The organism is Bacillus sp. ISL-18 (genome assembly GCF_018613415.1).
GTDB lineage: Bacteria > Bacillota > Bacilli > Bacillales > Cytobacillaceae > Neobacillus.
Map to the genome: position 1 here is coordinate 318,560 of NZ_JAGGQG010000002.1, position 18,416 is coordinate 336,975.

Below are 18,416 nucleotides of genomic sequence, written 5' to 3' on the forward strand. Positions count from 1 at the left end.
GGCCGTTATTTTTTAAAATAATGAAAGCGTTTGATTGCTAAAGGAGGAATTTCCATGAAGATAGGTTTTGTTGGAACCGGATGGTTTACAAGAACACATGCAAGTATTTTAAAAGAAATAGAAGGAGTAGACATTACAGCATTTTGCGGGACTAGTTTGGAAAAAGCGGAAAAAGAGGCAAGGAATTGGTCAAATGCCACTGGCTATTCAAATGTAGAAGAGATGTTGGATAAGCAGAAATTAGATGCAGTCTATATTTGTGTACCACCCCATGCACATGGAGAAATTGAAGCTGCCTTAATTGATCGAAACATCCCATTTTTTGTGGAAAAGCCGCTTGGGAATAATGAAGAACCAAATGATCTTGCTAGAAGAATAGAGGAAAAGGGTCTTATTACTTCTGTAGGCTACCATTGGCGGTATAAGGATACGACTAATAGAGTTTTATCATTACTGAATGAATGTCGAGTTGGAATGGCATTGGGTTATTGGATGGGTTCGATGCCAATGGTTCCCTGGTGGAGAGATGTAAATAAATCAGGTGGGCAATTTGTCGAACAGACTACACATATTGTGGATCTACTACGTTACTTATTTGGTGATGTTAATGAGGTATATGCAGCCTTTAATAACCAGATAATGCGGTCAAAGGTTGAAGGAACGACAGTACCCGATGTAGGAAGTGTGACGATGAAACTTAAAAATGGCATGATTGCCACGATATCCAATACCTGCATTCTAAAAAACTCAAGTAAGGTTGGTCTTGAAATCTATTCAGATGAAGGGATTATTGAACTGAGTAATGATTTATTACGAGTGGTAAGCGGTAATCAAGTAGAGGAATACAAGGAAGAAACAAATCCTTATCTTGCAGAGAATAAGATTTTCCTTAATGCTGTCCAAACTGGAGATTCATCTAAAATATTATCAACCTATCAAGACGCTTTAAAAACGCATCGTGTAACAATTGCTGCTAATCAATCTGCCATCAGCGGCCAGCCAATATATTTGGGGTAAATCCAATAAAACAAAAAAAATGAAAGATTTTTGAACTTTTTATTCAAAAATAAACAAACATATATTATAATAAAAACAGAAGATAACAAACATAAAAACAAAACAAACGGAGGATTTCGGATGGTACAGAATCTTTGGAATCAAGAAACAGCTTCACAGGTAACAAAAGGGGTAGAGGAATTAGTTTACCGTTCCAATTTAATTGGGTCTGATCGTGCGGTATGTAACTATGGCGGTGGTAACACTTCCATGAAGACAATTGAAAAGGACTTCCGCGGCCGTGATGTGGAAGTGATGTGGGTAAAAGGAAGCGGTTCCGATTTAGCAACAATGAAAGCTAGTAATTTTACTGGTCTTAATCTAGAAGACATTCGTCCATTATTCGAACGCGACGAAATGCCAGATGAAGAAATGGTTGCTTATCTTTCACATTGTATGATCGACAGCAAGCACCCAAGAGCATCAATTGAAACATTATTACATGCTTTCTTGCCTTTCAAACATGTAGACCATACACATCCAGATGCAATCATCAGCCTTTGCTGTGCGGACAATGGCAAGCAATTAGCTGAAGAAATTTTTGGAAATCGTTTTGTTTGGGTTCCATATATCCGCCCAGGATTCACTCTTTCAAAAATGATCGCGCAGGGAGTATTAAATAACCCTAATGCAGAACTAGTCTTAATGGAAAAACACGGTCTGGTAACATGGGGAGAAACTTCTGAAGAGGCTTATGCAAAAACGATTGAAATTATTAATGAAGCAGAAGCTTATATTAATGAAAGAATTGAAGAAGCATCTGCATTTGGCGGTCAAAAATATCAATCTCTTACTGATGAAGAAGCAACTAGTATTCTAGCTAAAGTAATGCCAGTTATCCGCGGTGCAGTAAGTGATGAGAAGAAAATGCTTTTAACTTTCGACCGTGGTGAGGATGTACTGCAATTTGTGAACAGCCACAACGCTCCAGAACTTTCACAAATTGGCGCTGCATGTCCAGACCATCTTGTTCATACAAAAATGATTCCACTTTATGTGAACTGGGATCCACAATCCAAAGATGTGGAAGCTTTGGTTGCCAGCGTGAAAGAAGGAGTAGCTAGCTTTAAGCAATCTTACCAGGAATATTTTGAGCAAAATAAAAACGAAGGCGACAAAATGTTTGAACCTGCACCACGTGTTATTTTAATTCCAGGTGTTGGTATGGTGAACACTTGTAAGGACGTTAAAAATTCAAGAATCAGCGGCGCATTATACCATCGCGCGATCGCTGTTATGAAGGGCGCTACAACATTAGGAAACTTTGTTTCTCTAAGTGCAAACGAGTCTTACAATGTTGAATACTGGCCATTAGAATTATATAAATTATCCCTTGCTCCAGCTGAAGCAGAATTCTCTAGAAAAGTAGCATTCATTACTGGGGGAGCTGGCGGAATTGGAAGTGCAACAGCACGCCGTCTTGTATCAGAAGGAGCTGCCGTTGTACTAGCTGACTTAAACCTTGAAGGTGCTGAAAAAGTAGCGGCTGAAATTAATGAACAATTTGGTGGAGATCGTGCGCTTGCTGTAAAAATGGATGTTACAAGTGAAGAACAGGTTCAAGCTGCATTTGATCAAACTGCATTAACATTTGGCGGTGTCGACATTATTGTTAACAATGCAGGTCTTGCTACATCAAGTCCATTTGAGGAAACAACACTTAAAGAGTGGAATTTAAACATGAATGTGTTAGGAACAGGCTACTTCTTAGTTGCCCGCGAAGCATTCAAGCAAATGAAAGATCAAGCTATTGGCGGTAACATGGTATTTATCGGTTCTAAAAACTCGGTTTACGCTGGTAAAAATGCGGCTGCATATAGCTCTGTTAAAGCGCTTGAAACTCACTTGGCAAGATGTATTGCAGCAGAAGGCGGCGAATATGGCATTCGCGTTAACTCTGTCCTTCCAGATGCCGTTCTTCAAGGTTCAGCAATTTGGGGTTCAAGATGGCGTGAAGAGCGTGCCGCAGCATACGGCATTGAACCAGATCAATTAGAAGAGCACTATCGTAAACGTACTACGTTACTAGTAAACATTTATCCTAGTGATATTGCAGAATCGATTGCATTCTTTGCTTCATCAAAATCAGATCGAACAACTGGCTGTATGCTGACAGTTGATGGCGGGGTTCCTGCTGCGTTTACAAGATAATAAGAGTAAAAAAAGTCTGTCATTGACAGGCTTTTTTTATGGCTTTGAAAAGCAAGGTATAAAGAGAACAGTCTAAAGGACAAATTTTTCCTATAGTGGCTGGATTTGTCCAATAGAATTGTTCTATTGGACAAAAATTCGGTAAAACCCAAGCAAACTGTCCAATAGAGAGCTTCTAAAGGACAGATTTGCTGTTTGTGATAGGGGATTTGTCCAATAGAGTTCAATCTATTGGACATTTTACCTACTAGCATTTTTTAAAATTCATTGTTTTCGAATTACTTTCAGCCAACACATCCAAAAACATGGAGATGGACGGATTCAAATTGTTTTTCTTCCAAGCCATAACCAGTTCAAAATCATGCCCCTCCATGCCATCAATTTCGATAAACCGAAGCGATGGGCTTGATACCGCCTCAAAGCTTTTTGGCAGGATAGAGATACCTATTTCAGATTCAACCAGTACTGGAACCGTATCAACAAATCGGGGTTGACTCACAATTCTTGGAGTCAGCCCATTTTGTTCACATAAATGGACGATAAAATCATAGGAACCTATTGGTGAATCATGACGGTTATGGATAATGAATGGCTCTGTTTCCAGATCAACAAGCTTGATTGTTTTGCGACTAGCAAGAGGGTGATTTTCATTCATAACAATACAATATCGTTCTTTTGCTACCGTTCGAATCTCAATTTCTTCAATTCTATGTAGTCCAGTCGGCTGGGTAAGAGCAATGTCTATTTCTCCTTCTTCTAACGCTTCCTTTAACATTTTACTAGGAAAATGGTTTAAATGAAGTTCTACCTTTGGATAAAGCTCACGGAACCGCTTAATGACTCCTGGCAAAAAACTACGTACATGGACACTCAAAAAGCCAATCGACAGATTCCCAATCACACCTGCATCCGTTTGTTTAGCTTTTTCAATCGCCCCAGATGTTTTTTCTACAATCTCCATTGCCTCTTTTAAAAAGACAGCCCCTGCAGGTGTAAGCTGGACGGAGCGTTTATTTCGTATAAAAAGTTTAACACCCACTTGTTCTTCCAAGTCGGCAATTTGATGGCTGATCGCAGATTGAGCGACATAGAGTTGATTGGCTGCTTTTGTAAAATTTAAATGCTCAGCTACAGTTATAAAATAGCGCAATTGTCGAATATCCATAGGATCCTCACTTGTTATTTAGTTATCATTATTTTATCATAAGAAGCAGAAAGTAGTCGAAATTGTGGGAGTATTCTATATTAAACAACCTTTAAAGATTACATACTCAAAAAACATTAATGCAAAAACGTGATTACAGAAATCGAATACCTATATTTCCAATTTTTCTTCATTCGTATTATGGTTAATTTGGAAGCGCTTAATTTAAAATGGAATTTTAGATAAGGAGTGGGGATGATGGTTCTAAATGTCGTTGGCAAATTACCTACCGAGAAGAAACCATATTTTATTAAAAATGGCGAGGGAGAACGATATCTTTTCGGTACCCAAGTTGCCTCCCTGGTTGCTACAACTGAAAGCACCGGTGATATGATGGAGATCGTTCAATTATGGGGAGGAAAAGGTGATAGTTTCCCAGCACATGTTCATGAACAAGCTCACGAGGGCATCATTGTGCTCGACGGAAGATTAGAAGTCGAATTGGATGGACAATTGTATTTATTAACGGCAGGGGACTATGTAAGTATTCCAGCAGGAACTGTTCATGCTTACCGGATGCAAAGTCATCGAACACGTTTTTATTCATTTACTGTGAATGGTCACGTTGCAAAAATATATTCGATTATTGGAGAGCCATTTTCTAAGTTTGAACGCCCTCCTGTTTCTACGAACCTCTTAAACTTTGATATTTTAAACCAACATCCCGCTGGCCTAGATATTAAATTCGTAACTAGTCATCCAACAGAAGGATTATCTCAAATGATTAGAGGCAATGCCATTCCGCAAGAAGTTCAACCTTATGTACTTGAATCAGGTGAAGGGGTCCATCTTCTTAGCGGCGATACGGTTCATACACTCCTAACGACTAAAGCAGCAACAGACAGCAAGTTTCTTGTACTTATTTCTGAAGGACCTAAAGGACAAGCTATTGGTGAACATGCGCATGAATTAACGAATGAGACCTTTATGTGTTTACAAGGAGAAATGACTCTCTGGGTGGATGGTGAAGAGTTGCATTTATCACCAGGTGATTTTGCCTATGTGCCGGCAAATACACCACATCGCTTCCGCTGTGACGCTCATTATACAAAGTTCTTTGGATTATTGACTCCAGGGGAATTTGAAGATTTCTTCCGCATTCTTGGAGATCCTTACGAACATTCAATCTTCCCAAGTGAACCTGCTCCATATCGATTTGACCGAGTGATTCAACGAATCAGTGAGCTTGATTTAAAATTATTAGGAAAGCCGCCAGGTGCTCCGCCAACTGAAGTTGAAGAGGTTCATGGATAATGAGTGAACGTTTTGAAGTAAAGGTGATACCAGATCTTGAATTTGCTGCTCCAAATGGGAAACCCTTACTATTGGATCTTTATTTGCCTATTGGTACAGAAGGGCCTGTGCCTGTCATTGTCTGGCTACATGGCGGCGGCTGGCGAATTGGTGACCGAAAGCTTGGACCGGATTTCCGTGTAAGATTTGCAGAACGGGGTTTTGCCATGGCCAGCATTGAGTATCGATTAAGCAGTGAAGCAACGTTTCCTGCACAGATTCATGATGTAAAGGCGGCCATCCGCTGGCTTCGTTCGGCTGCAAAAGAATATGGGCTTGATAGTGGAAATATTGGTCTTTGGGGCTCTTCAGCAGGAGGACATCTGGCAGCGTTGGCCGGTACGACAGGTTTTGGTAGACTTGAAGGTTTAGAGTTGGGAAATCAAGAATTTTCGAGTGAGGTTCAAGCTGTTGTTGATGGGTATGGTCCGATTGATTTCTTGCAGTTGGATGTGCATTCAGAGTTTACACCTTCTGATGATCCGGAATCCAATCGTTTAAATTCCGTTCAGCGACATACTGACCCGGATTCTCCAGAGTCAAAATTGCTTGGAGCACCCATTGAAATTGTTCCTCACCTTGTTCGTGAAGCAAATCCAATCACGTATATTGATAAGAAAGCACCGCCATTTCTTATTTTGCATGGAATGAGTGACTTAGCCGTTCCTGTTAGCCAAAGTGAGCTGCTGTATAAAGCGTTAAGTGAACAGGGAAATGAGGCAACACTCTGTTTAATTGAAGAACTGGGACATGCATTTTTTAATAAAAATGATCTTGATGACCAGCCTCTCGAAGTTACCCTTCGCAAGGCTGGAAGAGGAGAACCTAAGCAGATAGAGACTGGCAGTAAGAGGATATTTGAGTTAGTAGAAACATTTTTTCGCAAACACCTTATTGAAAAAGGGTAAAAGTCGAATCGATACTCCGTTTAGACGGGGTATTTTTTTTGTTTTACCAAGGAAATGGAAAATAATTTCAATTAATGTAGAATCGAGGCCAGGATTTGTAGAATAAATAAAATATTTGTAAAATTGCTTGTTTATTTCGTTGAATTCCGCATTTACTTTGTAGAATTCCTATGAAATTAACTAAATTCTGGCGCTATGAGGACGAGCAGAGTAGAAAATCATAAGGTTTTGTTCGCATGAAGGGATCGAGTAAGGAAATTATGTTCAATGTTCGTGATTTATAAATTATGAACAATCAACTATGGAAAAGAAAAGTACTAAATTATCGAAAATCATGATTACTCAAATGCAATATGTGTATTTCAAAAAATTTTTAATGTAGCTTATCATTAATTTAAGAGAAAAACACATTATTGTGTTTGAAAAACGAGGAGGAGATCCCATGAAATTACTAACCTATTCCATAAATAATCAACCGTTACGACTCGGAATTCTAGTCGACGAAAATACCATTGTAGACCCGCAGCAAGCCTATATCGAGCTTTTAACTCAAAATGGTCAGCAAAGAGTAAATGAAATTGCAACCGCTTTATTACCAGCTGATCCAACAGAATTTATTGCAAACGGTGACCTCGCCGTAAAGAATGCACAAGAAGCGATTGCCTTTGCCCTTGAGAATGCAGAACAGTCATCTGCTATTTTAAAAAAAGAAAATGTGCAAATTGGAGCACCTGTCCTAAAGCCAAATAAAATTATCTGTGTAGGACTAAATTACAAGAATCATATTCTCGAAATGAAACGTGATCTTCCGGTTCACCCAGTGATTTTTGCCAAGTTTGCTACAGCAATAGCCGGTCCAAATGATAAATTTCCACTAAATTCAAATTTGACCAAAAAGCTAGATTATGAGGCAGAATTGGCGTTTGTCATTGGAAAAGAAGGAAAAGACATTCCGTATGAAAATGCATTGGACTATGTGTTTGGTTACACTGTTGCTAACGATATTACAGCACGTGACATGCAAAAACGGACGATTCAATGGCTGCAAGGCAAGACATTGGATAAGAGTCTTCCACTCGGCCCTGTTTTAGTAACAAAGGATGAAATTCCAAATCCACACAGTCTCGACATTTCGTTAACCGTTAACGATGAATTAAGACAACAATCTAATACTGAGCAGCTTTTGTTCAATGTAAATCATCTAGTTGAATTTTTATCAGGCATCGTAACGTTGGAGCCAGGGGACATTGTCCTTACCGGTACACCTGGTGGCGTCGGTGAAGCACAAAACAAGTTCTTACAGGATGGTGACATAGCAAAAGTTGAAATTGCAGGGATTGGCGCAATCGAGACAACAATCGTGGAGGTGAATAAAGAATGACTATGAATCTTGAACCAATACGAGATGTAGCTCACTTGGCTCATATTGAACTATTAACTCCTAAACCAACCGAGAGTCTTGAATTTTTTTGCGATTTACTTGGAATGGAAGTAGTCCACCGTGAAGGGAAATCAGTCTTTCTCCGCGGCTGGGGGGATCAGCAGTTATACAGCTTGAAGCTGACGGAAGCAGCTCAGGCAGGTTTAGGTCATGTGGGGTTACGGACCTATTCGGAGCAGGCACTTGAGCGGCGTGTGATTGATTTGGAGAAAAGCGGACATGGAATAGGATGGACAGATGGAGATTACGGGCATGGCCGTTCCTACCAATTTAACGATGTAGATGGGCACGTATTGGAAGTATTTTATGAAGCAGATAAATATGTGACACCGCAACATTTAAAACCGGGCTTAAAAAACCAACCTCAAAAATTTTCAGCAAGAGGCGCAAGTGTAACACAACTGGACCATATTAATTTGTTCAGCTCAGATGTTGATGCAGATAGCACATTCTTCCGAAATCAGCTTGGTTTCAGGCTGAGTGAACAAGCAATAACCGATGAAGGCAACCAAACGACGGCATGGCTCCACGTCACCAATAAATCCTATGACCTAGCTATTTCTCTCGATACATCAGGTGCCCAAGGACGTTTTCATCATGCCGCATTTAAAGTGGAAAGTGCAGAAATGGTGCTCCGCGCCGCAGATGTATTTTTAGATAATGGGATATTCATTGAAGCACCGCCTAATAAACATGTGGCCGGTCAAACGATGTTTGTTTACGTCTATGAGCCGGGAGGAAATCGGATTGAGGTGTGCTCAGGAGGTTTTCTCATCTATACACCAGATTGGGAAACAGTTACCTGGACACCGGAGGAACGGAAAAAAGGGTTAGCGTGGGGAACACCGCTTCCATCTACATTTCACACATACGGAACACCAAACTTAGACAAATAAACCAGAGGAGGTTGAGCACATGAATGAAGTGTTAAAGAAGTTTTCTTATGAAGAAGCGATTGACCGTGCAAAAGAGTTGGCTGTTACTTTACAATCCCAGCCAAACCTTGGAGAAGAATTAAGACATCAGCCAGCTGAAACCATCCAGAAAATTATTTCATCAGGCTTAGTTCGATCCTTAGTGCCAAGCCGCTGGGGCGGGCATGAACTAAATTGGAAGACGTTAGCTGATACAGCGATTGAGGTCTCTAAAGGAGATGCTTCTACAGGCTGGTGCTATTCACTGCTTCTCTTGCATAATTGGATGCTGGCTTTTTTTCCAAATCAAGCTCAGTCAGATGTTTGGGGGGATAATCCAGATGCTTGTCTTGCTACATCGATTAATCCTAGTCCTGATTCATCCATCTCCCGTGTGGATGGAGGATATAAGCTAAGCGGTAAATGGGGATTCTCATCAGGGATCAATCACTGTGATTGGGTAATGATTAGTGCTCCAGCTCCAGTTTCGGAAGATGAAACCAAAGCTTTATACTTCCTCGTGCCAAAAAGTGACTTAAAAGTGATTGATGTTTGGCACGTCATTGGGATGAAAGGAACAGGCAGTAATTTATTGCAGCTAACGGATGTTTTCGTTCCGGACTACCGAACAATGGAATTAGAGCCTTGGAATTTACAAGGGATCTCTCCTGGGATGGACCTGAATACTGCACCACTTTACCGTATCCAATTGTCGGCTGTTATGCCAGTTACACTTTTATCCGTTATTCTTGGAGCAACGAAAGGTGCATATGCAATTTGGCGTGACCAGGTCATTGGGAAAAATAAATCAAGGGGCGGCGTGGCAGTCGCGAACTTAACTCATCAACAGATTCGCCTGGCAAAAGTAGCAGCGAAAATCGAAGCGATCGACGCACTTCTCCATAAATCTTTGGAATTAGTTGAGTCTGGCCGGGTACTTGATTATCCAGAGCGTGTACGTTTGCGCTGTAATTATGCCTATTGTGCAGAAATGTGTACAGAGGCAATGGAGACCATATATACTAGTAGCGGTGCGGCTGCTTCTAGTGAGAGGCATCCTCTACAACAGTTTTGGCGTGATATTCATGCTGGCGCACAGCATACCGCTTTCAATTTTGACTGGGTCGGAGAACTCTTCGGAAAGCTTGAGCTCGGTCTTCCAGTAAAAGTGGAATATTAATAGAGAGAAGGAGAGAAACATAATGACTAAAACTCTAGATCGTCTGAGCCCAGCGCTCGCATCTTCTTTACAGGGAGAAAAGATGGTTTCCTTGATCACCGTCGATGCGGAAACAAAACTACCGCAATTGAGTGTGGTTTCTTGGGTAAATGCGAATCCAGATGGTACACAGATAAAGTTAGCCCTTGGTAATAAAGCATCCAGTATTACTAATATCCAAAGCAATCCTACTGTAATCGTTGGAATGATTGGGGAAGGAAGCTGTTATTCTGTCCGTGGAAAGGCTGCTGTTTCTGAAGTAATCGAGAAGACAATGAAGTTTTGTGTGGTTACCATTGATGTAGAAGAAGTGGAAAATGTGATGTTTTACGGTGGTAAGGTGACCGTTGAACCCGAATACGAAAAAACGTATAACCCGGAACTTGCTAAGAAGTTAGATATAGAAGTTTACGAACTTCTTAGGTAGAGGGAAATTATGGATACCAGCACGTTGTGGAAAAATAAATTAGAGAAACAAATAGTTTAAAGAATGAAACAGCAGACAGAATTTTATTTCTGTTTGCTGTTTTTTTATAAAATGAATATATTTTCTTGTTAAAACAGTTTTCTTTTAAAAAGTTACGCGTATCATCAGTTGGCAGAAAATATCATTCACATTAACGTGGGATTTTTCCCAGTCTGCTTGTATCAGCAATTCGTAAAAGCAAGCTACCACTTTTAATTAAACATTAAGTACTTCTTCTTTAGATAAGTTTCTAGCTATATCGTCTTTTACAGTAATACCTGCTGCAACTAATTCTTCAATTTTTTTAGCAAATTGTGGAAGATATTCTTTATGTGCAATTAAAAGCTCATCTAGAACACGCTTTGCCGTTTCACCACTAGGAATGAGCGGATTTATCGTAAATGCTTGCAACGCTAATCCGTAATCACCGGTTATGGCTGCCTCCTCTACACATAGTTCCATATTCTTCATTACTTGAAGCCAGCCTCTTTCGGATGGTGGCAGAGATCCAAAAGCAATTGGCCTTGCACCTGCAGCACCAATAAGTTTGATGTTGTTAAAGTTGAATAAAATCTTTTTTGGTTATACGATCATGAATAGTGCATACGGGCTCATCTAAGTTTGGATACCTATCATAGAGATATCCCTGTTTTAAGGAGCGAAGTTCACACATGATTATGTGTAACATGACAATGTCCCGATCTAATTGTTTGCTGAGTTTTAGGACATCAGGATCAGAGGGTCCCTTATTCCTTTTCAATTCAACCAAACTCTGGCGGTATGAATTGATACGCTTACTTAATTCTATGGCATTCTTTAGAATCATGAGCTTCATCTCCTTTCTATAGTCATCAAATTTTTTTAATCTATATCCTTAATAACTAACCACTATTTGATAAAAGAAATAGTTTAAAAGAAAAGAATACATAACCTTGTGAATTTTACTTTTAGTTATCATGGAAAGATAGGAACAGCGCCTAATGCTAAACAAAATCATTAAAGTAAACAATGTATGAAAGAATCTTGTATCCTTCTAGGTCTTTGAAAGCTTCTTTTGCTTCTTTTTCTGTGTTATATTCATACATGGTTATATTTAAATTTGAATAAAGAGTGATAACCCACATAAAAATTTCCTCCAATTAAAGGCAAATTTCCTTGTTTCACAAAATAATAAATATAAAGTTAAAAGCAAATATAAATTTTCCTCATAAATGGAATCTACTTTTTTTATTGCCATCAAAATTTTAAAATTATAGATTTCTGAACCCCAATCATATCAATCATGAGATGTGTCGATCCTAGGGCTGATCCATTGTTAAAAATGCAGCTAATTCTTTACTTTTTTGTTTTCTTTCTTTACGCATTCTTGCCCGCTCGGGGGCGGTTTCATGTAATTTTTTCTCTTCTTCTGTTTCTGGGATGACATCCGGAACCCATGTTGGGCGCTTATGCTCATCAAGTGCGACAAATGTTAAGAGGGCAGTCGCCGCGATTTTACGCTTACCGCTTTTTAAATCTTCCGCGATAATTTTCACAAATACTTCCATTGATGATGTGCCTTTCCATGTCACATAAGATTCAAAACAGACAGAATCGGTAGGGCGTACTGGATGTAAAAAATCGACGGAATCCGTTGAAGCAGTTACACATTCGCTTCGACTATGGCGCGCTGCGGAAATAGAGGCGACTTGGTCTATATCACTCATTAACCGGCCGCCAAATAATGTATTATGATTATTCACATCGTTTGGGAATACACGACTTGTTCGTATCACTCTTGATTCTTTACAATATTTAGCCTCCATTGATAGATCTCCCTAAAGTTTTAGCTTTCTAATAATAAGGTTTCTGGATCTTCCAACAATTCTTTTACCATAGCCAGGAAGCTAACGGCTTCTTTCCCATCCACAATTCGATGATCGTAAGACAGTGCGATATACATCATCGGACGGTTTGCCATTCGTTCACTATCAATTGCTACTGGCCTTGTTTGGATCTTATGCATACCGAGAATGCCTACTTGCGGACTATTCAAAATCGGCGTAGACATTAAAGATCCAAAAACTCCACCATTTGTAATCGTAAAGGTTCCACCTTGCAAATCATTCAAAGTGAGGGCATTATCACGAGCCTTTTTACCAAGATTACTGATTTCTTGTTCGATCTCAGCAAAATTTTTCTGGTTCGCATTGCGTACAACTGGAACGACCAAACCTTCTGGAGCTGCAACCGCAATTCCGATATCGTAAAACTTCTTAATCAGCAAATCATCTCCTTGAATTTCGGCATTTAAAAGAGGGAATTGCTTTAAGGATGAAACTACCGCTTTTGTAAAAAACGACATAAATCCAAGACGAACACCATGTTTATCAAAAAAGGAATCCTTCCGCTTATTGCGTAACTCCATAATGGCTGACATGTCAACTTCGTTAAATGTGGTTAACATTGCTGCTGTTTGTTGGACCTCTACGAGGCGTTTAGCGATGGTTTGACGTCTGCGGGACATTTTTACACGTTCTACAGGTTTATCAAACTCCACATCTTTTTGTTGTTCCATTCGTTTTGGGCTTGCCTTTTCCAATTTTGGTTCTTCTTCTACCGGAGGTGCAGGTGAATAGGCTTTGACATCATTTGACATAATTCTGCCTAGTGGGTCGCTGCTGTTTACCCGGTTTAAATCAATTCCCAGTTCTCTTGCCCATTTTCTTGCAGCTGGAGAAGCAATCGGACGGTTGGCTTTCGGAACTTCTTGCTCTGACGGGATGCTTTGTTGGTTTAAGGTTTCTTCTACCGGGTGTTCCGGATCCGTTGTTGGCGCAACGGATCCCTCAGCTGTGCTCTCCTCAATAATGGCAATGACATCACCTACCTCTACCGTATCGCCTGTTTCTTTTAATACTTTAGTAACTACACCCGAGTATTCAGTATTTAATTCAATATTGACTTTATCTGTTTCCAGTTCTACTACACTATCTCCTTTTGTAACTTTGTCACCAATTTTAATAAGCCATTGTGAGATCGTTCCTTCTGAAATGGATTCTGCCAACTCTGGTACTTTAATTTTCATCAAGTTTCATATCCTCCTAAGTATATTAAGTAATATTTTTATCTTGGTATTTGCTGTTGATCATTGTTAGCTTCTAACTAAATCTCTTTCTTGTATCTGCGTATCTATTAAAATATGAAAATTCAAAGCCTGTTGGACAATATGTTCTTGTTCCTTTTTATGAACGATTGAATCGCCTACTGCCGTGCTTGAACGCGCCTGTCGTCCAATGTAACCGACTGTCAGTTTGCCGGAAGCAAATTCAAAGAGGGTAGGGGCAATATAATGCCATGCTCCCATATTCTTTGGTTCTTCCTGTACCCAAACGATTTCCTTCAGGTTCGGATAGCGCATTAAAATATCTTCTACTTTTTCCTTCGGGAATGGATACAATTGTTCAATACGAATGATGTGTATTTCGTCTAATTTTTGAATTTCTTTACTTGAGTCAATTTCAGCAGCCAGATCAATGGCCATCTTACCAGTCGCTAACACGAGCCGCTTCACTTTTTCTCTCCTTTTTCCGAGCTCTGGTTGTTCCACAACCGTTTGGAAACTGCCATCGCTTAGAGCAGTGCCAGGAGAAGAGACCAGCGGATGACGAAGCAGACTTTTTGGTGTCATAATGACCAGCGGCCTGACGAATTCTGTTCCTAAGATGGATGCTTGCCGGCGCAAAATATGAAAGTATTGGGCAGCACTAGTCAAGTTTGCTACTGTCCAGTTGTTTTCTGCCGCCAACTGTAAAAAGCGTTCAAGACGTGCGCTGGAGTGCTCTGGACCCTGGCCTTCATAACCGTGAGGCAAAAGAAGAGTAAGCCCTGACTTTTGTCCCCATTTAGCTCTAGCGGATGAAACAAATTGATCAAACAGAGGTTGTGCTGTGTTAGCAAAATCACCGTATTGTGCTTCCCATATGACAAGTGTTTCAGGAGCAAAGACATTATAGCCATATTCAAAACCTACAACAGCCGCTTCAGACAGTGGGCTATTATGCACCGCAAACGAAGCGCGGGCTTGCGTTAGATGATGCAAGGGTGAATAGGTTTCGTTGGTTTCTGTGTCATGCAGCACAATGTGACGCTGAGCGAACGTTCCACGCTCAGAATCCTGTCCTGTTAGCCGGATCGGTGTGCCTTCTTTTAACAATGTCGCGAATGCCAGCACTTCTGCTACCGCCCATTCTACTTTCCCATTTTCCTCCAGTGCTAGTTCACGGCGTTCCAGAATCCGCTTTAATTTTGGATAAACGTGAAAGTTTTCCGGCCATTTCAGCAATTCATGATTTAATTCACAAAGGGTGTTAAGCTGTATATTTGTTTCCAATTGCGGAATTCCTTTCGTGATAACCTTAGGAACCTCTACAACTGCCGTTCGCTCATCATTCTTCGTCTCTGACACTTGGTCATATTCCGCTTGGAGCTTTTCTTGCACGCTACGATTGATTTGTTCGACCTCTTGTTCATTCAAAATACCTTTCTTTCTCAACTGTTCGGAATATAAGGCTTTTACCGTTGGATGGCCCGTAACTTTCTTGTAAACCTGGGGCTGGGTGACCGCAGGGTCGTCCATTTCGTTGTGGCCAAATCGGCGGTATCCGACTAAATCAATCAAAAAATCCTTGTGGAAACGGGCACGGTATTGATAGGCAAGACGAACAGCTGCCAGACAAGCTTCTGGATCATCCGCATTTACATGCACAATTGGGATCTCAAAGCCTTTTGCCAAGTCACTCGCATATCTCGTAAAACGAGAATCATGGCTATCTGTCGTAAAGCCGACCATGTTGTTCGTGATGATATGAATGGTCCCGCCCGTTTGATATCCTTTTAATCCACCTAAATTTAAAGTCTCCGATACAATTCCCTGGCCTGGAAATGCAGCATCGCCATGGACCAGTATCGGAAATGCTTTCTTAACATCTTGCTTGGGATATCCTGCTTTTTGACGTTCTTCTTGGGCTGCTCTTGTAAACCCTTCGATTACTGGATCGACAAATTCAAGATGACTCGGATTATTCGCTAAGGTAATCCGTGTACGAAGGGGACTGTCACACTCGACGAACCGGTTGCACCCTAAGTGGTATTTCACATCTCCTGTCCAACCCTCACTAATATCGACTAAATCTTCCGATGGTCCTTGTTGTTTGGCGTAAGAGTGCTGAAACTCAGAGAAAATCTTGTTGTATGGTTTATTTAAAACATGTGCCAAGACACTTAAGCGGCCACGATGAGCCATTCCAATGAGGATATTTTGTACTTGATCCCCGACACCTTCGCGAATCGCTTCATTTAGCATAGGTACAAGCATGTCTACACCTTCAATAGAAAATCGTTTTTGACCGACAAAGGTTTTATGTAAGAATTGTTCAAATCCTTCCACCTCCGTCAAACTCTTTAATAGGTTTGCTTGTTCTTCTTTCGATAAGGAGCGGTGTATACTCCCTGTCTCCACGATCCTAGTTAACCATGCTTTTTCGTCCATATTATCAACATGGTTAAATTCGTAGGCTAGTGTAGAGGTATAAAGATTCTTTAAATGGTTTATCGCATCCCAAGCGGTTTGAACGCCTTCAGGTGTATCCTTCCAAACGAGTTTAGTTGAAATCGCTTTCAAGTCGTAGTCACTTATCCCATGTTTTTCAGGGTTGAACAAGTCACGGTGTTTTTCATTCCCTTCTAAAGGGTTCATATTTGCCGCTAAATGTCCATGTGAGCGAATGTCTTCTAGAAGTTTTACAACTTTGATCACTTTCTCTATATCTGCTGAATTATCTGGAATAACAGATCCATGTTCGATATTTTCTTTCAATTGACTTGTCTCAAAAGACAAGGGTGATCCCCATGTATTAAATAACTCTATTAATTTTGGCTCGACAGTATCTATACCGTTCATATAGCGCTCATATTGTTCGATTACATAGCCAAGGTTTGGACCATTCAATTTCCTCCATGGATTTCGTTGATTTTCCTGTTCTCCCATTCTGGAATACCCCCATGATTGAGTTTTCGTATAATAATATTTGGATAGGTTATAGAAGTAATTAACATTGATTAAGGATAAGGATAATGCAATAATGAAAATAAATAAAATTGAAAAAAATTATTTTTACTTATAAAAAATCTTTATATCATTACAGGGTGGGACAATGGATTACCGTGACTGGGAAATACTGAAGGTACTTTATAATCAAAAAAATCTTACAAAAACAGCTCGATTATTATTTCTTACTCAACCTGCATTAACGAGTAGATTAAAGCATATGCAGGAAGAGCTGGGGGTTACAATCGTAACCCGTGAAAGTCGTGGCGTGCATTTTACCCCACAAGGAGAATATCTTGTCCAATGTGCTGAGGAGGCCCTTGCTCATTATGAGAAGATAAAAGAAAATGTCCAAAATATGAGTAATAACGAAAGTGATAAAGTGGTAGGTACGTTGAAATTGGGGGTATCTAATTTTTTTGCGAATTATGAACTTCCTTATATTTTGAAACTGTTTAAAAGCCAATTTCCCCATGTGGAATTCAAAGTGATTACGGGGTGGAGCAGAGACGTAACCCAACTTATACACAATAAAGATGTTCATATCGGTTTTGTTCGGGGAGACTATGGGTGCAGGGGGTTATCGACACATCAATTATTTGAGGAAACCATTTGCATTGCTTCAAAGGATGAGATTGAAATTAGGGATCTTCCTCGTCTTCCTAGAATTGAATATAGAGGGGATTACTTATTAAAATCAACCATTGATCATTGGTGGGCTGAAAATTATGCACAAGCACCCTTTATCGGTATAGAGGTCGACCAAGTTGATACGTGTAAGGAAATGGTGATAAATGGTTTAGGATATGGTATCCTTTCCAGCAGGGTACTTAATGGCATAGAAGACTTATCCAAAGTCCTTATAACAGATCAAGAAGGAAATCCTATATTGCGCAGAACGTGGATGTATTATCATAAGGAATCCCTAGAATGGAATGTCGTTAAGGCATTCGTACATTTTATCGAAAATTTTGATTGGAAATATACTGGTACAAAGATAAAATAAAAGTGAATATCCCTAGTAGAATCGCTTCAGACCGACCAGCGTTTTATTTTAAATCAACTAAAATAAAACGCTGGTCGTTATTTTTGTAATAAGTGTTTCCTTCCTCTTTTAGAGTTTTCAATAGTTTTTTTTGGATATTTAACAATGAACCTAAACTACCTTCATCGAGGGGGCTCTGATAGCCCGCCTAATTTAAATACAGAATTATTGTGCTCCATTTATAGCTATTAAAGGTTTTCCTTTTAAAACAAGCACTAGTTTTTAGATGCTTGTTTTTTCTTTAATGAAATGACCTTTCCCTTTTGCAGGAATACTATTGAACTGGATATCTAATATAAAATGCACAGCTCTTGATATATCGTAATATTCAAAAAAATGATCTATTAAGAAATTCTCTCAGCTTTCATTAGCAGTGTTAATTCGCTGATTGCATTTTACGAATTACCACTAGGGTAAGATAGTATTCTAAAATAGGCAGTTTCACTGCGAACGATTCCATCTGTTTTCTTTTAGATGGTATCTATGCTGGTGTTTTTTCAAGCACTATAATATAATCTCGAATTTAAACCCATATTTCCCAATATTTTATTCACAGAAAAAGTTCTAATAAAGTTATGGAAGAAGTTAAACACGATGATGTTTATTTCGGAAATTAAAACCCGAATTACTA

14 protein-coding genes and 1 pseudogene are annotated in these 18,416 nt (G+C 39.7%); 9 read left to right on the forward strand and 6 right to left on the reverse strand.

Annotated features, from left to right (window positions below; translation table 11 throughout):
* The first annotated feature begins 54 nt into the window (after window positions 1–54).
* Together J7E81_RS01735 and J7E81_RS01740 are read left to right on the forward strand one after the other, a co-directional pair.
* Entirely contained in the window at window positions 55–1,017 is a 963-nt protein-coding gene (locus J7E81_RS01735; RefSeq protein WP_251028393.1) for a Gfo/Idh/MocA family protein, read from the forward strand.
* 120 nt (window positions 1,018–1,137) lie between these two features.
* Entirely contained in the window at window positions 1,138–3,207 is a 2,070-nt protein-coding gene (locus tag J7E81_RS01740; protein ID WP_215040381.1) for a bifunctional aldolase/short-chain dehydrogenase, read from the forward strand.
* A gap of 247 nt (window positions 3,208–3,454) precedes the next feature.
* Here J7E81_RS01740 and J7E81_RS01745 read toward each other — a convergent pair whose 3' ends face one another.
* Entirely contained in the window at window positions 3,455–4,372 is a 918-nt protein-coding gene (locus J7E81_RS01745) for a LysR family transcriptional regulator (RefSeq protein ID WP_215040382.1), read from the reverse strand.
* A 237-nt stretch (window positions 4,373–4,609) separates the two neighbouring features.
* Here J7E81_RS01745 and J7E81_RS01750 point away from each other — a divergent pair, with 237 nt between their 5' ends.
* The 6 genes from J7E81_RS01750 to J7E81_RS01775 all read left to right on the forward strand — a co-directional run bounded on the left by J7E81_RS01750 (window position 4,610) and on the right by J7E81_RS01775 (window position 10,613).
* Window positions 4,610–5,665: a quercetin 2,3-dioxygenase gene (locus J7E81_RS01750; RefSeq protein ID WP_215040383.1), complete on the forward strand. Its 1,056-nt coding sequence runs from the start codon at window positions 4,610–4,612 to the stop codon at window positions 5,663–5,665.
* Window positions 5,665–6,612 (forward strand): alpha/beta hydrolase, encoded by a 948-nt coding sequence (locus tag J7E81_RS01755; RefSeq protein WP_215040385.1) that lies wholly within the window; start codon window positions 5,665–5,667, stop codon window positions 6,610–6,612. Before J7E81_RS01750 ends, J7E81_RS01755 begins: the two co-directional genes overlap by 1 nt.
* A 442-nt stretch (window positions 6,613–7,054) precedes the next feature.
* Window positions 7,055–7,993, forward strand: a complete 939-nt coding sequence (locus J7E81_RS01760) for a fumarylacetoacetate hydrolase family protein (RefSeq protein WP_215040386.1) — start codon at window positions 7,055–7,057, stop codon at window positions 7,991–7,993.
* The gene (locus J7E81_RS01765; protein ID WP_251028394.1) at window positions 7,990–8,949 is read left to right on the forward strand and encodes a VOC family protein; all 960 of its coding nucleotides are present in this window, start codon (window positions 7,990–7,992) and stop codon (window positions 8,947–8,949) included. Before J7E81_RS01760 ends, J7E81_RS01765 begins: the two co-directional genes overlap by 4 nt.
* 19 nt (window positions 8,950–8,968) lie before the next feature.
* Window positions 8,969–10,147, forward strand: a complete 1,179-nt coding sequence (locus J7E81_RS01770) for an acyl-CoA dehydrogenase family protein (protein WP_215040387.1) — start codon at window positions 8,969–8,971, stop codon at window positions 10,145–10,147.
* A gap of 22 nt (window positions 10,148–10,169) precedes the next feature.
* Entirely contained in the window at window positions 10,170–10,613 is a 444-nt protein-coding gene (locus tag J7E81_RS01775; RefSeq protein WP_215040388.1) for a PNPOx family protein, read from the forward strand.
* Between the two features lie 255 nt (window positions 10,614–10,868).
* Here the strand turns inward: J7E81_RS01775 and J7E81_RS01780 are convergent.
* The 5 genes and pseudogenes from J7E81_RS01780 to J7E81_RS01800 form a co-directional block, all read right to left on the reverse strand.
* Window positions 10,869–11,198, reverse strand: a pseudogene (locus tag J7E81_RS01780) (family 4 glycosyl hydrolase); the annotation flags it as partial.
* 10 nt (window positions 11,199–11,208) lie between these two features.
* Complete coding sequence (locus J7E81_RS01785; RefSeq protein ID WP_215040389.1) at window positions 11,209–11,478, reverse strand: aspartyl-phosphate phosphatase Spo0E family protein; 270 nt, start codon at window positions 11,476–11,478, stop codon at window positions 11,209–11,211.
* Window positions 11,479–11,950: 472 nt separating this feature from the next.
* Window positions 11,951–12,457: an acyl-CoA thioesterase gene (locus J7E81_RS01790; RefSeq protein WP_215040391.1), complete on the reverse strand. Its 507-nt coding sequence runs from the start codon at window positions 12,455–12,457 to the stop codon at window positions 11,951–11,953.
* Window positions 12,458–12,477: 20 nt separating this feature from the next.
* Window positions 12,478–13,722 carry a 2-oxoglutarate dehydrogenase complex dihydrolipoyllysine-residue succinyltransferase gene (gene odhB, locus J7E81_RS01795; protein WP_215040393.1) on the reverse strand — a complete coding sequence of 415 codons (1,245 nt, stop codon included), beginning with the start codon at window positions 13,720–13,722 and terminating at the stop codon, window positions 12,478–12,480.
* 63 nt (window positions 13,723–13,785) lie between these two features.
* Window positions 13,786–16,680 carry a 2-oxoglutarate dehydrogenase E1 component gene (locus J7E81_RS01800; RefSeq protein WP_215040395.1) on the reverse strand — a complete coding sequence of 965 codons (2,895 nt, stop codon included), beginning with the start codon at window positions 16,678–16,680 and terminating at the stop codon, window positions 13,786–13,788.
* Between the two features lie 166 nt (window positions 16,681–16,846).
* On the opposite strand from J7E81_RS01800, the gene J7E81_RS01805 reads away from it, so the two are divergent.
* Entirely contained in the window at window positions 16,847–17,746 is a 900-nt protein-coding gene (locus J7E81_RS01805) for a LysR family transcriptional regulator (RefSeq protein ID WP_215040397.1), read from the forward strand.
* Window positions 17,747–18,416: the final 670 nt, after the last annotated feature.

What these genes read in the sequence shown, in the direction of transcription:
- J7E81_RS01760 (WP_215040386.1), top strand. Translation starts at nt 7,055, where the DNA reads ATGAAATTACTAACCTATTCCATAAATAATCAACCGTTACGACTCGGA.
- J7E81_RS01805 (WP_215040397.1), top strand. Translation starts at nt 16,847, where the DNA reads ATGGATTACCGTGACTGGGAAATACTGAAGGTACTTTATAATCAAAAA.
- J7E81_RS01745 (WP_215040382.1), bottom strand. Translation starts at nt 4,372, where the DNA reads ATGGATATTCGACAATTGCGCTATTTTATAACTGTAGCTGAGCATTTA.
- J7E81_RS01765 (WP_251028394.1), top strand. Translation starts at nt 7,990, where the DNA reads ATGACTATGAATCTTGAACCAATACGAGATGTAGCTCACTTGGCTCAT.
- J7E81_RS01800 (WP_215040395.1), bottom strand. Translation starts at nt 16,680, where the DNA reads ATGGGAGAACAGGAAAATCAACGAAATCCATGGAGGAAATTGAATGGT.
- J7E81_RS01735 (WP_251028393.1), top strand. Translation starts at nt 55, where the DNA reads ATGAAGATAGGTTTTGTTGGAACCGGATGGTTTACAAGAACACATGCA.
- J7E81_RS01750 (WP_215040383.1), top strand. Translation starts at nt 4,610, where the DNA reads ATGGTTCTAAATGTCGTTGGCAAATTACCTACCGAGAAGAAACCATAT.
- J7E81_RS01785 (WP_215040389.1), bottom strand. Translation starts at nt 11,478, where the DNA reads ATGATTCTAAAGAATGCCATAGAATTAAGTAAGCGTATCAATTCATAC.
- J7E81_RS01755 (WP_215040385.1), top strand. Translation starts at nt 5,665, where the DNA reads ATGAGTGAACGTTTTGAAGTAAAGGTGATACCAGATCTTGAATTTGCT.
- J7E81_RS01790 (WP_215040391.1), bottom strand. Translation starts at nt 12,457, where the DNA reads ATGGAGGCTAAATATTGTAAAGAATCAAGAGTGATACGAACAAGTCGT.
- J7E81_RS01770 (WP_215040387.1), top strand. Translation starts at nt 8,969, where the DNA reads ATGAATGAAGTGTTAAAGAAGTTTTCTTATGAAGAAGCGATTGACCGT.
- J7E81_RS01775 (WP_215040388.1), top strand. Translation starts at nt 10,170, where the DNA reads ATGACTAAAACTCTAGATCGTCTGAGCCCAGCGCTCGCATCTTCTTTA.
- J7E81_RS01740 (WP_215040381.1), top strand. Translation starts at nt 1,138, where the DNA reads ATGGTACAGAATCTTTGGAATCAAGAAACAGCTTCACAGGTAACAAAA.